We start from the raw sequence: 19,943 nt of genomic DNA on the forward strand, positions 1-19,943 counted from the left end.
GGCGGCAACATTGTACATAAAAACAGTAGATAAATGCAGTTCAATCCTCCACTTCGATCCGCGACCTTACTCAAACGCTACAAGCGTTTTTTGGCCGACATTGAGTTTGCCGATGGTCAACAAGAGACTATTCACTGCGCCAATACTGGCGCGATGACGGGCTGCGCCGAGGCGGGTAATCGTGTCTGGTTCTCCACCTCAGACAACCCTAAACGTAAATACCCACACAGTTGGGAGCTGACTGAAACCCAGCAAGGCCACTGCATTTGCGTCAACACGGCTCGGGCGAATACGCTGGCAGTAGAAGCGATTCAAAACGGCATCATCAAAGAGCTGCAAGGATATGAGCAATTACAAACTGAAGTGCGCTACGGCCAAGAAAATAGCCGAATTGATATCTTGCTCAAATCACCCTCTAAACCGACGTGCTATATAGAAGTGAAAAGCGTCACCTTATTGGATGAGCGTTACTCTCCACACGACGATGTCGCCTGCAATTCAGGACAAGGTTATTTCCCCGATGCCGTTACAACGCGTGGACAAAAGCATTTGCGTGAATTAACGGAAATGGCAAAAAGTGGAAGCAGAGCAGTACTTTTGTTTGCTGTTTTGCATTCAGGGATTGAAAAAGTCTCGCCTGCACTCCATATAGACGCAAACTATTCACTATTATTGAAACAAGCGCAAAAAGAAGGGGTGGAAGTACTGTGCTACAAGGCTGTACTTTCAAGGAATGAAATCAAGCTCGTTAACACTGTAGAATTCGCCCATTAGTGACAAAAAATTGATGGCGCCTTCACATTGACAATAAGTTTACGATTGAGTGTTTGCCTCCTATAGATCTTTTTGCTATAGATACCCGCCTAAAATTAGCTGCTCGCGCAGTTGACTAGGTGTTAGTAGGAGATGCTGCATGCCGGAATTAAAGAAAAAAGCGATAGGCATCCTAGCCATTGCAGGTGTTGAGCCGTATCAGGAAAAGCCAGGTGAAGAGTATATGTCACCTGAGCAAATAGCTCACTTTACAAAAATTTTAAGTGCTTGGCGCAACCAACTTCGTGAAGAAGTTGAGCGTACCGTTCACCATATGCAAGATGAAGCCGCAAACTTTCCCGATCCCGTTGATCGCGCTTCTCAAGAAGAAGAATTCAGCTTGGAATTGCGTAACCGTGACCGTGAACGTCGCTTGATCAAGAAAATTGAAAAAACATTAAGCAAAATTGAAGAAGATGATTTTGGTTTTTGTGAATCTTGTGGCGTGGAAATCGGCGTTCGTCGCTTAGAAGCTCGGCCAACGGCGGACCTTTGCATTGACTGCAAAACGCTAGCCGAACTTAAAGAAAAACAGATGCAAGGTTAATCTTACCTTTTGTTTGTGTTAAAAAAGGGAGCTAAAGCTCCCTTTTTGTTTTCACTCGATACCCAAATAACTTGTAACTTGGATGAATCGCAATGCACTATATTGGCCGATTTGCCCCATCACCTTCAGGCCCACTTCATTTTGGTTCTTTGATCGCTGCACTTGGCAGCTACTTTCAAGCAAAATCACAGCAAGGTAAGTGGTTGGTTCGCATCGAAGATTTAGATCCGCCAAGGGAAATGCCTGGAGCCTCCACCCTGATACTTCAAGCCATCGAAGCCTATGGTTTGCATTGGGATGGCGAGGTAGTTTATCAAAGCCAGCGCCACACTTTATACCAAGATCAAATTGAGGCTTGGCTTGAATCAGGGCAAGCCTATTATTGTGATTGCACGCGTAAACAAATTAAACAGATGGGTGGCTTTTATCCCGGTACATGCCGCTATAAAAAACCAACATTAACCGAAGATTGCGCGGTTAGGTTGCGTGTTGATACACCGGTAGAGTCATTTTTCGACCAAAAACATGGCGAAATTCACATTCCTAAAGCATTAGCACAGGAAGACTTCATCATTAAGCGACGTGACGGTTTATTTGCTTATAATCTTGCCGTAGTGCTCGATGATATCGCTCAAGGAGTGACGGAAGTGGTGCGGGGAGCCGATTTAATTGAACCAACAGGACGACAAATCAGCTTGTATCATTGCTTACATAAAACTCCGGTAAGCTACCTGCACCTGCCGCTCGCGATGGATGGTAATGGCAATAAATTATCCAAACAGAATCATGCCACAGCCATTGATATTCAAAATCCTAAACCTACCTTGCTTAAGGCAATGCGCTTTTTAGGGTTTGAGATAAAACAAGAGATTAGCGACGCTTCCATCGATGAAATTATCTTTTGGGGCAGTCAGAATTGGCACGTTGAACAACTCCCTCGGGAGACCGAGATCACACCGTGATTCTCAAAAGGCTATCCTTACGCTATGATTAGCCGCAAAATCGTCCCGAACGGGCACTTTAAATAACAAAAGCAAGGTTGGCAAAAACCAATTATTGCCAGATGCACATGAATAAAAACGACTATACACCACGCGAAAATCGCGTTTACCAAGACTTAGCTCTAAATATTATCACTCGTGATGAACACAATATTTCGCGCAAGCAAATCAGCGATAATGCGCTCAAGGTGCTATACCGACTTCATGGCGCAGGTTTTGACGCCTATTTAGTCGGTGGTGGAGTACGTGACCTACTATTAGGTGAGACACCAAAAGATTTTGATATCGCCACTAATGCAACACCAGAGCAAATACGCCAACAGTTTCGCAATTGCCGCTTGATCGGCCGTCGCTTTCGCTTAGCGCACATCATGTTTGGTCGCGACGTAGTGGAAGTGGCGACTTTCCGTGGACACCATCAAGAGCCGAGCCAAAACGTCTCAGCACAATCTGAAGCGGGTATGCTGCTACGTGATAACGTCTACGGCACCATTGATGAAGATGCAGAACGCCGGGACTTTACGATTAACGCCATGTATTACAACATCGGTGATTACAGCATTCATGATTATGCTGGCGGCATGGAAGACTTAGAAGATAAGCTCATCCGCTTAATTGGCGATCCTGAAACGCGCTACCGTGAAGACCCAGTGCGCATGTTGCGTGCGATTCGTTTTGCGGCCAAGCTCGATTTCGATATCGAAGAAGAGACAGCCGACCCAATCGAACATCTTGCTCCTTTACTGCAAGATATTCCTGCGGCACGTTTGTACGAAGAATCGCTAAAGATGCTGCAAACTGGCCACGGTTTAGAAACCTACCACTTAATGCGTGAGTACAACCTGTTCCAGCAGTTGTTCCCTGTGATAGCTCAAGAGTTCACTCCAGACTACGACTCGCACACAGAACAGATGTTGGATCTGGTCTTAGATTCAACCGACCTGCGTATTGAAGAAGGTAAACGCATCAACCCAGCCTTCATGTTTGCTGCCATGTTCTGGTACCCGACAGTGAAACTGGCTGATGCGTTAATGCAGCAGCGTAATTTCGCCTATTACGACGCCGTCATGGAAGCGAGTAACCTCATCCTTGACCAAGTGGTGAAAACCCTCGCGATACCTCGTCGTCATACCGCGACAATTCGCGAAATTTGGCAATTGCAGTTGCGCTTACCACGTCGTAATGGGAAACGCGCCTTCCGCCTGATGGAGCTCAACAAATTCCGAGCGGGTTTTGATTTTCTACAAATGCGTGGCGAGATCGAAGGCGGAGAGACGAAGAAGCTGGCTGACTGGTGGACAACCTTTGAAAGCGCCGGGCGAGATATGCGCCAAGCGATGGCAAATGATTTGGAAAGTGGCGCAAGTAACAAGCCGAATGTACGCCGCCGCAGAAGCCCACGTAATAAAAAGAGCCGCCCAGAATCATGATTCTCGTTTATATTGCTGTTGGCAGTAATTTAGGCGACCCAATCGCGCAAGCTAAGCAGGCCATTGAAGCCTTGAAATGTTTGCCACACTCTCGATTTTTAAGCGCCTCATCCTTGTACAGTAGTACACCGATGGGGCCACAAAATCAGCCCGATTACATCAATGCGGTGGTTGCGATAGAAACCGATTTAACGCCACTTGAACTGCTCGATTGTACCCAAAGCATCGAGTTAGAACAGGGGCGTGTTCGCAAAGAAGAACGTTGGGGGCCAAGAACACTCGATCTGGATATTCTTCTTTACGGCAATGAGGTGATCGATTCCGAGCGATTGACCATTCCTCACTACGGAATGAAAGTACGTGAATTCGTGCTCTATCCGCTCGCCGAAATTGCACCAAGTTTACAACTCCCTGATGGGACTGAGCTTAATCAACTGTTACCGCTCGTCGAACGTAACGGGCTCGGTATTTGGCACTCGCCAGCGCCTCGTAAGGACATTTAATGAAAAAAATCACCATAAACGATCTGATCCAATGGAAACAACAAGGTCGTAAATTTGCAACCGTCACCGCGTATGACGCAAGCTTTGCTCAGCTTTTTGAAAGCCAAGAGATGCCTGTATTATTAGTGGGCGATTCTCTAGGCATGGTGCTACAAGGTCACACAGATACCCTACCCGTCACCGTTGAAGAGATTGCCTACCACACACGCAGCGTGCGTGCTGGTAGCCCTAACTGTTTATTGATGGCTGATATGCCTTTTATGAGCTATGCCACACCACAACAAGCCTGTGAAAGCGCCGCTAAATTGATGCAAGCGGGTGCAAATATGGTCAAAATCGAAGGTGGTGATTGGCTGGTCGAGACGGTGAAAATGCTGACTGAACGCGCGGTTCCGGTTTGCGCACACCTTGGTTTAACACCACAATCGGTCAATATTTTTGGTGGCTATAAAGTACAAGGCCGCGACCAAGAAAAAGCAGACCGAATGGTCAAAGACGCGTTGGCGCTCCAAGAAGCTGGCGCACAAATTGTGTTATTAGAGTGTGTACCGGCCAGCCTAGCAGCGCGAATTACCGAAGTGCTTGATGTGCCAGTGATTGGCATTGGCGCAGGTAACGTGACCGATGGACAAATTCTAGTAATGCACGATATGTTCGGAATTTCGGCGAATTACATGCCAAAATTCTCGAAAAACTTTCTTGCTGAAACAGGGGATATGCGTAAAGCCGTCGCAAAATACATCGCAGATGTAGAAAGTGCCGCTTTCCCTGATGACGCTCATACCATCGCCTAAAGGAGATATTCATGCAAACTTTTGCTGACATTTCAGCTCTTCGCGAGCAGATCAAACAGTATAAGCGTGAAGGCCGCCGAGTCGCTTTTGTACCGACCATGGGCAATTTACATGAAGGCCACTTAACCCTAGTGCGTAAAGCACGTGAAGAGGGCAATGTGGTCGTGGTCAGTATTTTTGTTAACCCGATGCAATTTGACCGCGCGGATGACTTAAATAACTACCCGAGAACACTGGATGAAGACTTAAGTAAACTCAACGCGGAAGCGGTTGATTTGGTCTTTACCCCAACCCCAGAAATAATGTACCCGCAAGGATTAGAAAAACAGACCTTTGTTGAAGTACCGGGGCTTTCTCATATGCTAGAAGGCGCATCAAGACCAGGGCATTTCCGTGGCGTTGCAACCATAGTCGCTAAGCTGTTCAACATAGTGCAGCCGAATGTTGCCTGTTTTGGTGAAAAAGATTTTCAACAGTTAGCGGTGATCCGCCAAATGGTCAGCGATCTTTGTATGGATATCGAGATTGTCGGCGTCCCTACCGTCCGTGAAATGGATGGCTTGGCGATGAGTTCACGTAACGGGCTGCTGACGTTGGATGAACGCCAACGTGCGCCTGTCCTTGCTCGCACCATGCGTTGGATAAGCAGTGCACTGCGTGGTGGCCGCGACGATTACTCGTCGATCATTGAAGATGCCAGTGATCAACTGCGCGCCGCTGGGCTACAACCTGATGAGTTGTTTATTCGCGATGCCAAAACGCTGCAACTGATCTCGAATGAGACCACACAAGCGGTGATCTTAGTGTCTGCATTTCTGGGTAAAGTACGCTTAATCGACAACCAAGTGTTGGAATTTAGCGCCGAAACGAAAGCGGACCCTGAAGAAGAGTAATTGCTATTTCAAGTGATGAAGTGATGACTCATTTTCACTTCAAAACCATATATTTAAAAGGTCGCCCATAAGGAGCGACCTTTTTTGTATCGTTATTTAACTGAGGTTAACGCGATTGTCGGAGAACAATATAGTTTGATCATTTTTGAGGTTTGTTACTACTAAGGTTGATGAAATGACAATAAATAGTGATAAATTTTTAGCTCATTTTTGGACAGAAACTGTTTTAACAAACCACGTCGATCATCATTAATGGCTTACTCCCAACGATCACAAAACTAATTCCCTCCCCCTAAAAGGGGGAGGAACTATTAAGTCCTTAACCCGATACCACGCGAAACCAGATAATGCGCAACCCCATACAGGGCCACGACAAAAATACCAAGCACACTGAACGAGGTAACAATTCCCACATCCGACACGCCAAGAAAACCGTAGCGGAAGGCATTAACCATGTAGACGATTGGGTTGATTTTCGATACCGCTTGCCAAAAGTCAGGCAATAGGCTGATCGAATAAAATACCCCACCTAAGTAGGTTAATGGCGTCAATACAAAGGTAGGAATAATCGAAATGTCATCAAAGGTTTTAGCAAAAATGGCGTTAATCATGCCGCCTAAAGCGAACACAACAGAGGTGAGAAAAACCGTCGCCGCAATGATTCCCCAATGATCGACCTTGAGATCAACAAAAAACAGCGACACAAGGGTTACTATCGTGCCCACCAGCAAGCCACGCACTACCCCGCCCATCACAAATCCGGCGATAATGACGTAGTTAGGGACAGGCGCAACTAACAACTCTTCGATGTTTTTCTGAAACTTCGCACTAAAGAAAGAAGAGGCGACGTTCGAGTATGAGTTAGTGATCACCGACATCATGATTAAGCCCGGGACAATATATTCCATATAGCTAAAGCCGTTCATCTGGCCAATACGCGAACCAATTAGGTTGCCAAAAATAATAAAATAGAGCGTCATGGTGATGGCTGGCGGAACTAAGGTTTGCACCCAAATACGCGTAAAACGGTTGATTTCTTTAGTCAGCAAACTGCAAAAAGCCGTCCAATATAAACGATACATCATGATTATCCTCGGCTTTGCTGTTGAACAATGCTGACAAACAGCTCTTCAAGGCGGTTCGCTTTGTTGCGCATCGAAAGCACCGTAATTCCCTGTTCTGTTAACTGTGAAAAGACTGAATTTAGCCCTTTCGTTTTCTCCAACTCAATTTGTAACGAACCGTTGAGCATGGTTTGCGAGATCACACCACTGAGTTGTGGCGCTGGCGGAGAATTCTCTGCGATATCTAGAATAAAGGTTTCGAGCTGTAATTTGGCCAGCAAATCCTTCATCGAGGTATTTTCAATAAGCTCACCTCGGTTAATAATGCCGATATTGCGGCACAGCATCTCCGCTTCTTCTAAATAGTGCGTGGTTAAGATAATGGTGATCCCTTGCGCGTTAATTTCGGTTAAGAACTCCCACATCGAACGGCGCAGTTCAATATCGACCCCTGCGGTGGGTTCATCTAAAATCAGTAACTTAGGCTCATGCATTAAGGCTCGAGCAATCATCAAACGGCGTTTCATACCACCAGAAAGATTACGCGCACGCTCTTTACGTTTTTCCCACAAATCGAGTTTTGAGAGGTACTTCTCTGCCCTCTCTTTCGCTAACGCTTTCGTCACGCCGTAATACCCAGCTTGCTGCAACACAATTTGCTCAACCGTTTCAAACTGGTTGAAGTTAAACTCCTGCGGCACTAAACCAATGTGTTGTTTGGCAAGCTCAAGATCTTTATCAATATCAAAACCAAACACTTTAACGGTGCCAGAGGTTTTATTGACCAGCGAAGAGATAATGCCAATGGTGGTTGATTTCCCAGCCCCATTGGGCCCAAGCAGTGCGTAAAAATCGCCTTTTTCAACCTGTAAACTCACCCCTTTTAGGGCCTCAAACCCACCAGCGTAAGTTTTTCGTAATTGTTCTATTTCTAATGCGTACATTCGACGGATCACTCTTTGTGATATTAACCTATCCAATGTGCTGCTAAGGCTCGCGTTTTTCAACCCAACATTAGAAATTGATAAAATAAAAAACGCAGATCCAGCGATCTGCGTAATTCATTCTTGCACAACCTTAACGCTTAACGATTTTGGGCTACCTGCTTAACCGCAGCATTGAGCGCTTCATAACGAAACGAAAAAGTCTGCTCGGTTGGCACCAGATCCAAAATATGAAACTTTTCCAGTTGCTGTTTAGTGTGCACATTTGGGCAAAGTAAGTAGACCGCGCAGTGAGCATCTAAGGCATCATTAATCGCGTTTTCTAAAGCAAGTCCAACCGTCACATCAATCATAGGTACATCAGTAAGATCTAAAATCATCGCTTCATAGTCACTGATGTGATTGTGCTGGCGAGCGATCGCTTTAGATACACTAAAAATCATCGGCCCTGAGAGATAAAAAAACAGCACCTTACCATTGGCTTTATCCAATAAAGCTCGTTCGCTGTCAGTCAATGGCACATCGTTTTCATCAGCATCACTAATGGCTTTCACTTGGCGAGCTTGCTCGCGGCTCAAGCGTTCTATGATCAAAATATTTGAGATAAAAACGCCCAAGCCAACCGCAACAATCAAATCGACAAAGACAGTTAACAGCATCACGCCATACATGATGGCCATCCCCTGCACACTCACTTTATGCGCGCGTTGGATAAAGCTCCAATCAAGAATGTTAAAACCAACATACACCGCAATCCCTGCCAATACCGCCATTGGAATCGGTTCGGTTAAGCCTCCTGCCACCAACACCACTAAGGCTAATATTAAGGCACGAACTACACCAGACAGAGGAGAACGCGCGCCGACCTGAATATTGGTCACCGTCCCCATGGTTGCACCTGCACCCGGCAACGCACCCAATAAACCCGCGATCATATTAGCCAGCCCTTGCCCTCGCAGTTCTTTATCGGAATCATGCTCTTTACGCGTTAGAGAATCGCCAATTACCGCGGTGAGCAACGTATCAATGCAGCCGAGCGTACCGAGTACTAAAGCGTCAATCACCATGGTGGTGAACATCTCGGCATTGAAGGTTGGAATAACAAAAGAGGGTAAGCCAGCAGGGATCACACCAATACGGCGGATCTCTTCGCTATCAAATAACAGTACCGAAACAAGCGTCACGCCGACTAAAGCGACCAATTGAACGGGCACTTGTTTGCGATATTGAGCCGGGAGAAAAAATAAAATGCCTAAGGTTAACAAACCAAGAAAGAGCTCACTGAACTTCATCTGGCTAATGATCTCGGGCAACGCGGTTAACGTTCCCATCACTCCCCCAGCGGGAGCCGCCTGACCAAGCAGCGGTGATAACTGCAGGATAATCAAAATCACCCCGATTCCTGACATAAAGCCGGAGATCACGCTATAGGGCATTAAGGTAATGTATTTCCCGAGTTTTAAAGTGCCAAGTACAATCTGAAAAGCGCCTGCCATCATGACAACCGTGAAGCTAACTGCAAGCCCCGTTTCAGGATAACGCGACACCATGCTGGTTAAAATGGCCGTCATAATGACCGTCATTGGCCCTGTGGGTTCAGAAATTAATGTAGATGAACCACCAAACAAGGCAGCAAACAGTCCCACCAATATTGCTCCCCAAAGCCCTGCTTCTGCACCCGCACCAGACGCCACACCAAAAGCCAAGGCAAGTGGCAGTGAAATAATCGCGGTCGTGACGCCACCAAAGACGTCACCTTTTAGGTCGATATCGGCAAAACGGCCTCTAAACACAATGCTTTTCCTCATACTCAAAATAGGTTGTCTCACTCTAACAAATCATCATTCTAATAATTAACCATTATTTTACATGTGATTGATTCTCTGTTGGCATCCAAATAGCGATGGAAGCAGTTTAATTTTTTTACTAGGAAAACTCGTCAGATGAGTGAGTGTTTTGTCATTTTATAAGAGAACAGAATTGTAACATTGTGTATAGTCAGGCCTATTCTTGCGCATTACTATTGATGCGATTGAACTATTTTTAAGGGAAGTGAGATGCCAGAACTGAAACAGCTTTTTGAAAATAACTCACGTTGGTCTGAATCGATTAAGGCTGAACGTCCTGAGTACTTTGCAAAACTCGCTCGCGGGCAAGACCCAGATTTTCTATGGATTGGTTGTTCTGATAGCCGAGTTCCGGCCGAGCGTTTGACTGGGCTTTATTCTGGTGAGCTGTTTGTACACCGCAACGTTGCAAACCAAGTGATTCACACCGACCTTAACTGCCTTTCTGTAGTGCAGTACGCGGTTGACGTACTGAAGGTCAAGCACATCATCATCTGTGGGCACTATGACTGCGGTGGCGTCAACGCAGCGATTGATAACCCACCGCTGGGCTTGATCAACAACTGGTTACTGCATGTGCGTGACTTATACCTTAAGCACCGTACCTACTTAGATGCAATGCCAGAACAAGATAAAGCTGACAAATTGTGCGAAATCAACGTTGCCGAGCAAGTGTATAATTTAGGTAACTCAACCGTACTGCAAAACGCATGGGAGCGCGGCCAAGATGTCGAGCTGCATGGCGTGGTCTACGGTATTGAAGACGGACGTTTGGAATACTTAGGCGTTCGCTGCGATTCACGTGAGCGAGTCAACGACACCTATCAAAAAGCGATGGAAAAAATTCTTAATGCGCAACATAACTTGCTGTGTCGATAACAGCGTGTTAATTGCCGTTAAAACTGATAGTTAAAAATATAGAATGCCCACTATTTAGTTAGTGGGCATTCTATTATCGCTGGCAAAATTACGCTTGCGGCACAACTTTACCAATGTAAGGTAGGTGACGATATTTTTGCGCGTAGTCGATACCTACGCCCACGACAAATTCATCTGGGATTTCAAAACCGATCCACTTGACCTCTACAGGTACTTCACGGCGTGAAGGCTTATCCAGTAAAGTACAAATGTGAATGGATTTAGGTTCACGTAAAGACAAAATTTCTTTTACTTTATTTAGTGTATTACCCGTATCAATAATGTCTTCTACCAGCAACACATCTTTACCTTTAATGTCATCATCCAGATCTTTCAGAATGCGCACATCACGTGAGCTTTGCATCGTGTTGCCATAGCTTGACGCGGTCATAAAATCGACTTGATGAACTAAGTCGATCGCGCGAGCTAAGTCTGCCATGAAGACAAATGAGCCGCGCAACAAGCCCACCAGTACCAGATCTTCACTACCTTGGTAATGCTCTGTGATTTGTTTGCCTAATTCACGAATTCGTTCCTGAACCACTTGCTCAGAAATCATCACTTCAACTGTATGTTTCATACTGTTCTCTTTTCGGGTGATGCGACACGCTACGATCATCGCAGTTTAATGATGGCGTCGCGTAACTAGCTTGGCGCGTATAGTACCACTGCCACACAGGATAGTTAAATAATTAGCAAAACTCTGGATATGATGAAAAAAAGCTCCTACGCTGCCGCGAACACCTTCACAGCACATACGTCACATCAATAAAACACACAATAAAACACGTTGAATCCGATAAGATTTAACACAATCGCACAAAAAACAAACTCGAAACGTTGACCTCAACCATATGCAGCAGTACACTCATAAAGCTTTAAAGCAACTAACAAAATAATCATTAGAGCGAAAAGCTCAATTCAACAGTCATTGGCAAGGATTAACAACTCATGGAAACATCGATAGAAAAACGCCCCAGAACTCGCTTATCACCACAAAAACGCAAACTTCAACTGATGGAAATCGCCCTTGAAGTGTTTGCTACACGAGGAATAGGCCGAGGTGGCCACGCAGATATTGCTGAAATCGCCCAAGTTTCAGTCGCTACTGTCTTTAACTACTTTCCAACCCGAGAAGATTTAGTCGACGACGTACTCACTCATGTTGTACGTCAGTTTTCAAACTTCCTCGCAGATAATATTGATCTTGATTTGCATGCGAAAGATAACTTAACCAACATCACCACTAAGATGATTTCTCTTGTGATTGAAGATTGTCACTGGTTAAAAGTATGGTTTGAATGGAGCGCTTCAACGCGCGAAGAAGTGTGGCCACTTTTTGTCTCCACCAATCGTACTAATCAACTTTTGGTACAAAATATGTTTATCAAAGCCATTGAACGTGGCGAAGTGTGCGATCGGCATGAACCAGAACATCTTGCTACGCTCTTTCTTGGTATCTTCTACTCACTGTTTGTACAAGCAAATCGCATACAAGACGAAGCCAGCATGGGTGTACTCGTGAAAAGCTACCTCAGCATGCTCTGCATCTATAAAAAAGATCACTAGGCTTAACTTCCTAGTCTCTGAATTATGAGCATAAAAAAACCGCTGAATTCAGCGGTTTTTACTATTTAACTAACCAGCAATTTAATGAACCGGCAATTTAACGCATCAGCGTTGAAGTTACTTTTTCTTCTTCGCTTTTGCGTTTGGCAGATCAGTAATCGTGCCTTCAAATACTTCCGCAGCAAGGCCTACCGATTCATGTAACGTTGGGTGAGCATGAATCGTCAAAGCGATATCTTCTGCATCACAACCCATCTCGATAGCCAAACCGATTTCACCAAGCAGTTCGCCGCCGTTAGTACCAACGATAGCGCCACCAATCACGCGGTGAGTCTCTTTATCAAAGATAAGCTTAGTCATACCGTCAGCACAATCAGAAGCGATAGCACGGCCAGAAGCTGCCCATGGGAATGTCGCGACTTCGTAGTTAATGCCTTCTGCTTTGGCTTCTTTTTCAGTTTTACCAACCCAAGCCACTTCTGGCTCAGTGTACGCAATTGAAGGGATAACTTTAGGATCGAAGTAGTGCTTCTTACCAGAAATGACTTCGGCCGCTACGTGGCCTTCATGCACACCTTTGTGCGCCAACATTGGTTGACCAACGATATCACCGATCGCGAAGATATGAGGAACGTTAGTACGCATTTGCTTATCAACATTGATAAAGCCGCGCTCATCCACTTCAATACCTGCTTTTTCAGCATCCATCAGCTTACCGTTTGGTACGCGGCCGATAGCAACAAGAACGGCATCATAACGCTCAGCTTGCGCTGGTGCTTTTTTGCCTTCCATTGAAACGTAGATACCATCTTCTTTTGCTTCAACAGCGGTTACTTTGGTTTCAAGCATCAGGTTAAATTTGTCTTTGATACGTTTGGTGTAGACTTTAACCATGTCTTTATCCGCCGCTGGGATAAGTTGGTCAAACATCTCAACCACATCAATCTTAGAACCTAGCGAGTGGTAAACCGTCGCCATTTCTAGACCGATGATACCACCACCCATGATCAACAGTTTTCCAGGAACTTCTTTCAGTTCAAGTGCATCCGTTGAATCCCAAATGCGTGGGTCTTCATGAGGAATGAATGGCAGTTTAATTGGACGAGAACCAGCTGCAACGATGGCGTTATCAAAGTTAACCACGGTTTTGCCGTCTTCACCTTCAACTTCAATGGCGTTAGGGCCAGTAAATTTGCCGAAACCGTTCACGACAGTCACTTTGCGCATCTTCGCCATGCCGCCAAGACCGCCCGTTAACTGGTTGATAACCTTTTCTTTCCAAAGGCGGATTTTATCGATGTCCGTTTGTGGTTCACCAAATACGATACCGTGCTGAGCCAATGCCTTCGCTTCTTCGATAACTTTTGCAACGTGCAGCAACGCTTTTGATGGGATACAACCCACGTTCAAACACACACCGCCAAGGGTGCTGTAGCGTTCAACAAGTACTGTTTCAAGACCTAAGTCTGCACAGCGGAATGCAGCGGAGTAACCAGCAGGACCGGCACCAAGTACGACGACTTGGGCTTTGATTTCTTTGCTCATTTTGACCTCTTGTAGTCATTATCCCTAACAGGCTGAGTGGATGTTCTCGTTGTTTTTAGTGTTTAATCCAATGAATTAAACCCATGACTGAGCCAATTACTTAAAACAAATGAATTAAAACGAATTATTTTCAGACCGCAACAGTTTACAGAGATGTTAATGGTGTGAAAAGTAAATCCATTTAGCCTGTGAGCTAGACGACAATTCGATTAAGAAAAAACCCTTCATAATCCAATTGTTCAATTATTCGTGTTAACAAGGGCGGCTTTAACAGCCGCCCTCTCTTTCACTAAACTTGGCTTACAGAACCAGACGACGAATGTCTGATAGCGCACCATTTAGGAATGTGATGAAACGCGCACCTTCCGCACCATCAATCACACGGTGATCGTATGACAGTGATAGTGGCAGTTGTAGGCGTGGTTCGAACTCTTTACCGTTCCACACTGGCTTAAACTCAGACTTAGATACCCCAAGGATACCGACTTCTGGCGCGTTAACGATAGGCGTAAACGCTGTACCGCCGATACCACCTAAGCTAGAGATAGTGAAACAGCCACCTTGCATGTCTGCAGCGGTCAGTTTACCTGCACGGGCTTTCTTCGATACTTCAGCCAGCTCTCTTGATAGCTCATAAATGCCTTTTTTGTTCACATCTTTGAAGACAGGAACAACAAGACCATTTGGCGTATCAACAGCAATGCCCACGTTCACGTACTTCTTCAGAATCAAGCTTTCGCCATCTTCAGAAAGTGAAGAGTTAAACGATGGGAATGCTTCTAGTGCTTTCGCTACCGCTTTCATGATGAACACCAGTGGGGTGATCTTCATGCCAGTGTCGTTCTTCGCTTCAATCGCATTTTGCTCTTTACGGAAGTTCTCAAGCTCGGTGATATCCGCATTATCCCATTGGGTAACGTGTGGGATCATCACCCAGTTACGATGCAAGTTAGCACCAGAGATCTTCTTAATACGTGAAAGCGGTTTTACTTCTGTGTCACCAAACTTGCTGAAGTCCACTTTTGGCCAAGGTAGCAAGCCAAGCGCGGCGCCATCACCTTTACCAGAAGCCACTGCGGCAGAACCCGATTCAAGACGCTTAAGCGCTTCTTTCACGTAGTTTTGCACGTCTTCTTTTAGGATGCGGCTCTTACGGCCAGAACCTTTAACTTTCGCTAGGTTAACACCAAATTCACGCGCAATACGGCGTACAACCGGTGATGCGTGAGAGTACTCATTGTTCTCTTCAAACTCGGCAGGTGCTGCCACAGCTGATTTTACCGCTTCCGCTTTTGGCGCTGATGCGGCTGGAGCCGCTGCTTGCGCAGGGGCCGCTACGGCAACGGGCGCTGCTCCGGCAACTTCAAACACCATGATAAGAGAGCCTGTTGACACTTTATCGCCAGCTGCAACTTTGATCTCTTTCACAACACCAGCAAACGGCGCAGGAACTTCCATTGATGCTTTATCGCCTTCAACGGTGATAAGAGACTGCTCTTCACTCACGGTATCGCCAACCGCCACCATGATTTCCGTCACTTCGACTTCATCACCACCGATATCCGGTACGTGGATCTCTTTTGCTGCCGAAGCGGCTGGTGCTGCGGCTACAGGTGCTGCCACTTGAGCAGAGGCTGCCGCCGGAGCAGAACCCGCCACTTCAAAGATCATCACCAGTGAGCCTGTCGATACTTTATCGCCCGTAGCCACTTTGATCTCTTTCAGTACACCAGCAAATGGAGCAGGTACTTCCATTGAGGCTTTGTCACCTTCAACCGTCAGTAGAGATTGCTCTTCTGCGATTGAATCGCCGACTGCGACCATGATTTCAGTGACTTCCACTTCATCACCGCCGATATCTGGCACGTGAACTTCTTTAAGCTCAGCGACAGCCGCGGCAGCAGGAGCCGCAACTGGTGCAGCTTCCACTGCTGGCGCTGCGACCGCAGCGCCTTCTGCTTCAAAAATCATGATAAGTGAACCGGTCGATACTTTATCGCCAGCGACTACTTTGATTTCTTTTACAATACCCGCTTGAGAAGCTGGTACTTCCATAGAAGCCTTATCACCTTCTACAGTAATAAGAGATTGCTCTTCTTCAACCTTGTCGCCAACGCTGACAAGAATCTCAGTAACTTCAACCTCATCCGCACCAATATCCGGTACATTAATTTCGATTGCCATTATTCTTTCCTACCTTAATTAAGCGTATAGCGGGTTTGTTTTTTCAGTATCGATGTTGAATTTCTTAATCGCTTCAACCACAACTGATTTCTCAACATCACCACGTTTCGCTAGTTCGCTTAGCGCGGCAACCACCACGTAACCTGCGTTCACTTCGAAGTGACGACGTAGGTTTTCACGGCTATCAGAACGACCAAAACCATCAGTACCTAGTACTTTGTATGATTCAGCCGGGATAAACGCACGCGCTTGCTCAGCGTAGTTCTTCATGTAGTCAGTTGCTGCGATGGCAGGCTCGCTACCCATTACCGTTTGAATGTAAGGTACTTGCGGCTGCGCTTCAGGGTGAAGCATGTTGTAACGCTCACATGCTTGGCCATCACGAGTCACTTCATTGAATGATGTTACTGAGTAAACATCTGAAGCCACGCCGTACTCATCACTTAAGATTTGAGCCGCTTTGCGTACTTCGTTCATGATCGTACCTGAGCTCATTAACTGAACTTTACCTTTAGAGCCAGTCGTTCCTTGTGGAGCGTAGCTTTCTAATTTGTAGATACCTTTACGAATACCTTCTTCAGCGCCTTGTGGCATTTCAGGCATTGCGTAGTTCTCGTTCATCAGCGTTAGGTAGTAGAACACGTTCTCTTGATCGCCATACATGCGGCGAATACCGTCTTGCATAATGACTGCAACTTCGTAAGCAAATGTTGGATCGTAAGAAAGACAGTTAGGAACCGTCGCCGCCAATATGTGCGAGTGACCATCTTCGTGCTGTAGACCTTCACCGTTCAGCGTCGTACGACCAGCAGTAGCACCCAATAGGAAACCACGTGCTTGTTGGTCACCTGCCATCCATGCCATGTCGCCAACGCGTTGGAAACCAAACATAGAGTAATAGATGTAGAACGGAATCATTGGCAGATCGTTTGTCGAGTATGAAGTTGCAGCAGCAACCCATGAAGACATAGCACCCAGCTCGTTGATCCCTTCTTGCAGTACCTGACCTGAAGTCGCTTCTTTATAGTAAGAAACGATGTCGCGGTCTTGAGGAGTGTAGTTCTGACCGTGTGGGTTATAGATACCGATTTGACGGAACAGACCTTCCATACCGAAAGTACGTGCTTCATCTGCAATGATTGGCACAATATTTTTACCAATGCTCTTATCTTTGAGCAAAATGTTCAACGCACGGACAAACGCCATTGTGGTTGAGATTTCACGTTTTTGCTCTTCAAGCAGAGGCTTGAACTCTTCAACCGCTGGAATCACAAGTTCTTGAGTGAACTTAGGCAAGCGTTGAGGTGTGTAACCTTTTAGCGCTTTACGGCGAGCGTGTAAGTATTCGTGCTCTTTCGAGCCTTCTGCCAATGTTAGGTATGGCAACTCTTTCACAGCTTCATCTGTTAGAAGATCTTGTAGACCAAGACGATCACGCAGTTGCAGCACGTGAGTCATGTCCATTTTCTTCACTTGGTGAGCGATGTTCTTACCTTCTGCCGCTTCACCCATGCCGTAACCTTTAACGGTCTTCGCCAGAATCACGGTTGGCTTGCCTTTCGTGTCTTGAGCATTAGTAAAGGCTGCGTACAGTTTAGAAGACTCGTGACCACCACGCTTCAGCGCGAAAATTTGATCGTCAGTCATATCAGCAACAAGCGCCGCTGTTTCTGGGTATTTACCAAAGAAGTGTTTACGCACGTAAGCACCATCTTTCGCTTTAAATGTTTGGTAGTCACCATCGATGGTTTCGTTCATCAACTGAAGCAGCTTGCCTGTGGTGTCTTTCGCCAGTAGAGAATCCCAGTTGTTACCCCAAATCACTTTAACAACGTTCCAACCTGCACCTTTAAATAGGCCTTCAAGTTCTTGGATGATCTTACCGTTACCCATTACTGGGCCGTCTAGACGTTGCAAGTTACAGTTGATAAGGAAACATAGGTTATCAAGCTTCTCACGAGCGGCGAATGAAATCGCACCGCGTGATTCTGGCTCATCCATCTCGCCATCACCTAGGAACGCGTATACACGCTGTTCAGAAGTGTCTTTCATACCACGGCCATCAAGATATTTGAGGAAACGCGCTTGATAGATTGCAGAAATTGGCCCCAGACCCATAGATACGGTCGGGAATTGCCAGAATTCAGGCATCAATTTCGGGTGTGGGTAGGAAGGAATACCTTTGCCATCCACTTCTTGGCGGAAGTTGTCAAGTTGCTCAGCCGTTAGGCGGCCTTCAACGAACGCACGTGCGTAGATCCCTGGAGAGATGTGACCTTGATAATAAACCAAGTCACCGCCATCTTTTTCATTAGGCGCACGGAAGAAGTGGTTAAAACATGTTTCGTAGAACGAAGCAGAAGACTGGAATGACGCCATGTGGCCGCCAAGATCGAGGTCTTTTTTCGATGCACGTAGAACGATCATAATCGCGTTCCAACGGATGATTGAGCGAATGCGACGCTCAAGCGTTGTGTCACCTGGGTATGCTGGTTCTTGCGCAGCTGGAATGGTGTTGATGTAGTTCGTGGTAATACCGGTTGGCATATCAACACCGTCTAGACGTGCTTTATCTAGAATTTGCTCAAGTAAGAACTGAGCGCGTTCTACACCTTCTTCACGTACAACTGACTCAAGGGCGGCTAGCCATTCCTGAGTTTCCAGTGCATCTACGTCATGCTTCATGTCAGACATGGCGATCTATCCTTCTATTGGTTGGATCTATAAAACAAGCAATTCGCCGTAGGTTACGACTCATTACCCTGCTGAATTCGGCGCAACGAACGCTCACGACGAGACTCTTCTTTGGTCAAATCCAGCAATGTTTCTTCGATATAAGCTAAGTGAGAATGGGACATTTCGCGCGCCTTTTCCGGCTGACCAGAAACGATCGCATCCACGATATTAGCTCGGTGTCTACTTACTTTCTCCACCACTTCATGGCGGCGGTGTAATAGTTTTAAATTCTGTAGAACATTTTGCTCAAGCAAAGGAGCGAGGCTGCGAACAATATGCAAAAGCACCACGTTGTGGGCCGCTTCAGTAAGAGCGACTAAAAACGCGACCACCGCAGACGCTTCTGCTTCGACCTCTTTTTTCGCTTGTTGTTCACCAATTCTCGCCAAACAGGCTTGAATGCGAGCAAAATCTTCCTCAGTACCACGCAATGCTGCGAAATAAGCTGAAATACCTTCCATCGCGTGGCGCGATTCCAATAGATCGAGCTGGGTTTCAGAGTGGCTAGACAATAAATTTAGCAGAGGATCAGAAAAACTCTGCCAAATGTTCTCACTGACAAACGTACCTCCACCTTGACGGCGGGTTAATAAACGCTTGGCTTCGAGGCGTTGAATGGCTTCACGAATGGATGGACGAGACACCTCGAACTGTTTTGCCAGTTCTCGTTCTGGAGGCAATTGTTGCCCCGGAGAGAGTGTTCCTTCCACTATCAGCCTTTCTAACTCCTGTTCAATTACATCAGAGAGTTTTGGCTGACGAATCCTTTGATAAGCCATAATTTATTATTCTTCTACTCTTTGCAGTCAATTGGTAATACCAATTTCAAGTTGGTGCAGAAATTAACATAATTAAAACGTAGCTGTCCAGCCAAAAGTTGACCTAAATCATAGAACAGCCCACGCTTAAACACTTTGATAACAATAGTCGATTAAAACAGCAATATTATTGGTCAGACCAATTACAAAATGAATACAGATGGGGAAATGATGGGCTAGAAATGGGGAAACATTCGTTGTCATCTACCCTTTCTAGAGGACACATTCTTTGGCTCCTCCCCCTTCTAGGGGGAGGCTGGGAGGGGGTGTAATTCGAAAAACACAAAATCAATCAAAAGATATACCCCACCCTAACCCTGTCTCTTATACACAAATC

At 46.0% G+C, this 19,943-nt stretch carries 17 protein-coding genes; 9 read left to right on the forward strand and 8 right to left on the reverse strand.

From position 1 onward, the window contains the following. Positions 1-33 precede the first annotated feature (33 nt). The 7 genes from sfsA to panC all read left to right on the forward strand — a co-directional run bounded on the left by sfsA (position 34) and on the right by panC (position 5,981). Complete coding sequence (gene sfsA / locus DD616_RS15150; protein ID WP_017049757.1) at positions 34-774, forward strand: DNA/RNA nuclease SfsA; 741 nt, start codon at positions 34-36, stop codon at positions 772-774. A 139-nt stretch (positions 775-913) separates the two neighbouring features. Continuing rightward, complete coding sequence (dksA, locus tag DD616_RS15155) at positions 914-1,360, forward strand: RNA polymerase-binding protein DksA (RefSeq protein WP_013857662.1); 447 nt, start codon at positions 914-916, stop codon at positions 1,358-1,360. 92 nt (positions 1,361-1,452) lie between these two features. Further along, positions 1,453-2,322 carry a tRNA glutamyl-Q(34) synthetase GluQRS gene (gluQRS, locus tag DD616_RS15160; protein ID WP_208871880.1) on the forward strand — a complete coding sequence of 290 codons (870 nt, stop codon included), beginning with the start codon at positions 1,453-1,455 and terminating at the stop codon, positions 2,320-2,322. Positions 2,323-2,429: 107 nt separating this feature from the next. Then, positions 2,430-3,791: a polynucleotide adenylyltransferase PcnB gene (gene pcnB / locus DD616_RS15165; RefSeq protein WP_176429456.1), complete on the forward strand. Its 1,362-nt coding sequence runs from the start codon at positions 2,430-2,432 to the stop codon at positions 3,789-3,791. Next, a complete protein-coding gene (gene folK, locus DD616_RS15170; RefSeq protein ID WP_017045879.1) occupies positions 3,788-4,294 on the forward strand; it encodes a 2-amino-4-hydroxy-6-hydroxymethyldihydropteridine diphosphokinase in 507 nt (168 codons plus the stop codon). Before pcnB ends, folK begins: the two co-directional genes overlap by 4 nt. Beyond that, the gene (panB, locus tag DD616_RS15175) at positions 4,294-5,088 is read left to right on the forward strand and encodes a 3-methyl-2-oxobutanoate hydroxymethyltransferase (RefSeq protein ID WP_010319550.1); all 795 of its coding nucleotides are present in this window, start codon (positions 4,294-4,296) and stop codon (positions 5,086-5,088) included. The genes folK and panB overlap by 1 nt, the downstream gene beginning before the upstream one ends. Before the next feature lie 11 nt (positions 5,089-5,099). Then, positions 5,100-5,981: a pantoate--beta-alanine ligase gene (gene panC / locus DD616_RS15180; protein ID WP_208871881.1), complete on the forward strand. Its 882-nt coding sequence runs from the start codon at positions 5,100-5,102 to the stop codon at positions 5,979-5,981. Between the two features lie 311 nt (positions 5,982-6,292). On the opposite strand, the gene DD616_RS15185 is transcribed toward panC, so the two are convergent. The 3 genes from DD616_RS15185 to DD616_RS15195 all read right to left on the reverse strand — a co-directional run bounded on the left by DD616_RS15185 (position 6,293) and on the right by DD616_RS15195 (position 9,797). Beyond that, on the reverse strand, positions 6,293-7,063 hold the full coding sequence (locus DD616_RS15185) for an ABC transporter permease (RefSeq protein WP_010319547.1): 771 nt from the start codon (positions 7,061-7,063) through the stop codon (positions 6,293-6,295). A 5-nt stretch (positions 7,064-7,068) separates the two neighbouring features. Beyond that, positions 7,069-7,989: an ABC transporter ATP-binding protein gene (locus tag DD616_RS15190; protein ID WP_026027559.1), complete on the reverse strand. Its 921-nt coding sequence runs from the start codon at positions 7,987-7,989 to the stop codon at positions 7,069-7,071. Positions 7,990-8,129: 140 nt separating this feature from the next. Continuing rightward, positions 8,130-9,797 carry a SulP family inorganic anion transporter gene (locus DD616_RS15195; RefSeq protein ID WP_208872332.1) on the reverse strand — a complete coding sequence of 556 codons (1,668 nt, stop codon included), beginning with the start codon at positions 9,795-9,797 and terminating at the stop codon, positions 8,130-8,132. A gap of 249 nt (positions 9,798-10,046) precedes the next feature. On the opposite strand from DD616_RS15195, the gene can reads away from it, so the two are divergent. Continuing rightward, a complete protein-coding gene (gene can / locus DD616_RS15200; RefSeq protein ID WP_013857670.1) occupies positions 10,047-10,715 on the forward strand; it encodes a carbonate dehydratase in 669 nt (222 codons plus the stop codon). 88 nt (positions 10,716-10,803) lie between these two features. Here the strand turns inward: can and hpt are convergent, their stop codons facing one another. Then, positions 10,804-11,334, reverse strand: a complete 531-nt coding sequence (gene hpt / locus DD616_RS15205) for a hypoxanthine phosphoribosyltransferase (protein ID WP_010319544.1) — start codon at positions 11,332-11,334, stop codon at positions 10,804-10,806. Between the two features lie 371 nt (positions 11,335-11,705). Between hpt and DD616_RS15210 the strand changes: the two genes are divergently transcribed. Beyond that, a complete protein-coding gene (locus tag DD616_RS15210; protein WP_013857672.1) occupies positions 11,706-12,323 on the forward strand; it encodes a LuxR/HapR/OpaR family quorum-sensing transcriptional regulator in 618 nt (205 codons plus the stop codon). A gap of 117 nt (positions 12,324-12,440) precedes the next feature. On the opposite strand, the gene lpdA is transcribed toward DD616_RS15210, so the two are convergent. From lpdA to pdhR, 4 genes are all read right to left on the reverse strand, one after another. Continuing rightward, a complete protein-coding gene (lpdA, locus tag DD616_RS15215) occupies positions 12,441-13,868 on the reverse strand; it encodes a dihydrolipoyl dehydrogenase (protein ID WP_013857673.1) in 1,428 nt (475 codons plus the stop codon). A gap of 300 nt (positions 13,869-14,168) precedes the next feature. Next, entirely contained in the window at positions 14,169-16,052 is a 1,884-nt protein-coding gene (gene aceF / locus DD616_RS15220) for a pyruvate dehydrogenase complex dihydrolipoyllysine-residue acetyltransferase (protein WP_208871882.1), read from the reverse strand. A gap of 18 nt (positions 16,053-16,070) precedes the next feature. Further along, a complete protein-coding gene (gene aceE, locus DD616_RS15225; protein ID WP_013857675.1) occupies positions 16,071-18,746 on the reverse strand; it encodes a pyruvate dehydrogenase (acetyl-transferring), homodimeric type in 2,676 nt (891 codons plus the stop codon). Between the two features lie 53 nt (positions 18,747-18,799). Then, on the reverse strand, positions 18,800-19,567 hold the full coding sequence (gene pdhR / locus DD616_RS15230) for a pyruvate dehydrogenase complex transcriptional repressor PdhR (RefSeq protein ID WP_013857676.1): 768 nt from the start codon (positions 19,565-19,567) through the stop codon (positions 18,800-18,802). Positions 19,568-19,943: the final 376 nt, after the last annotated feature.

Source organism: Vibrio anguillarum (assembly GCF_003390515.1).
Lineage (GTDB): Bacteria > Pseudomonadota > Gammaproteobacteria > Enterobacterales > Vibrionaceae > Vibrio > Vibrio anguillarum.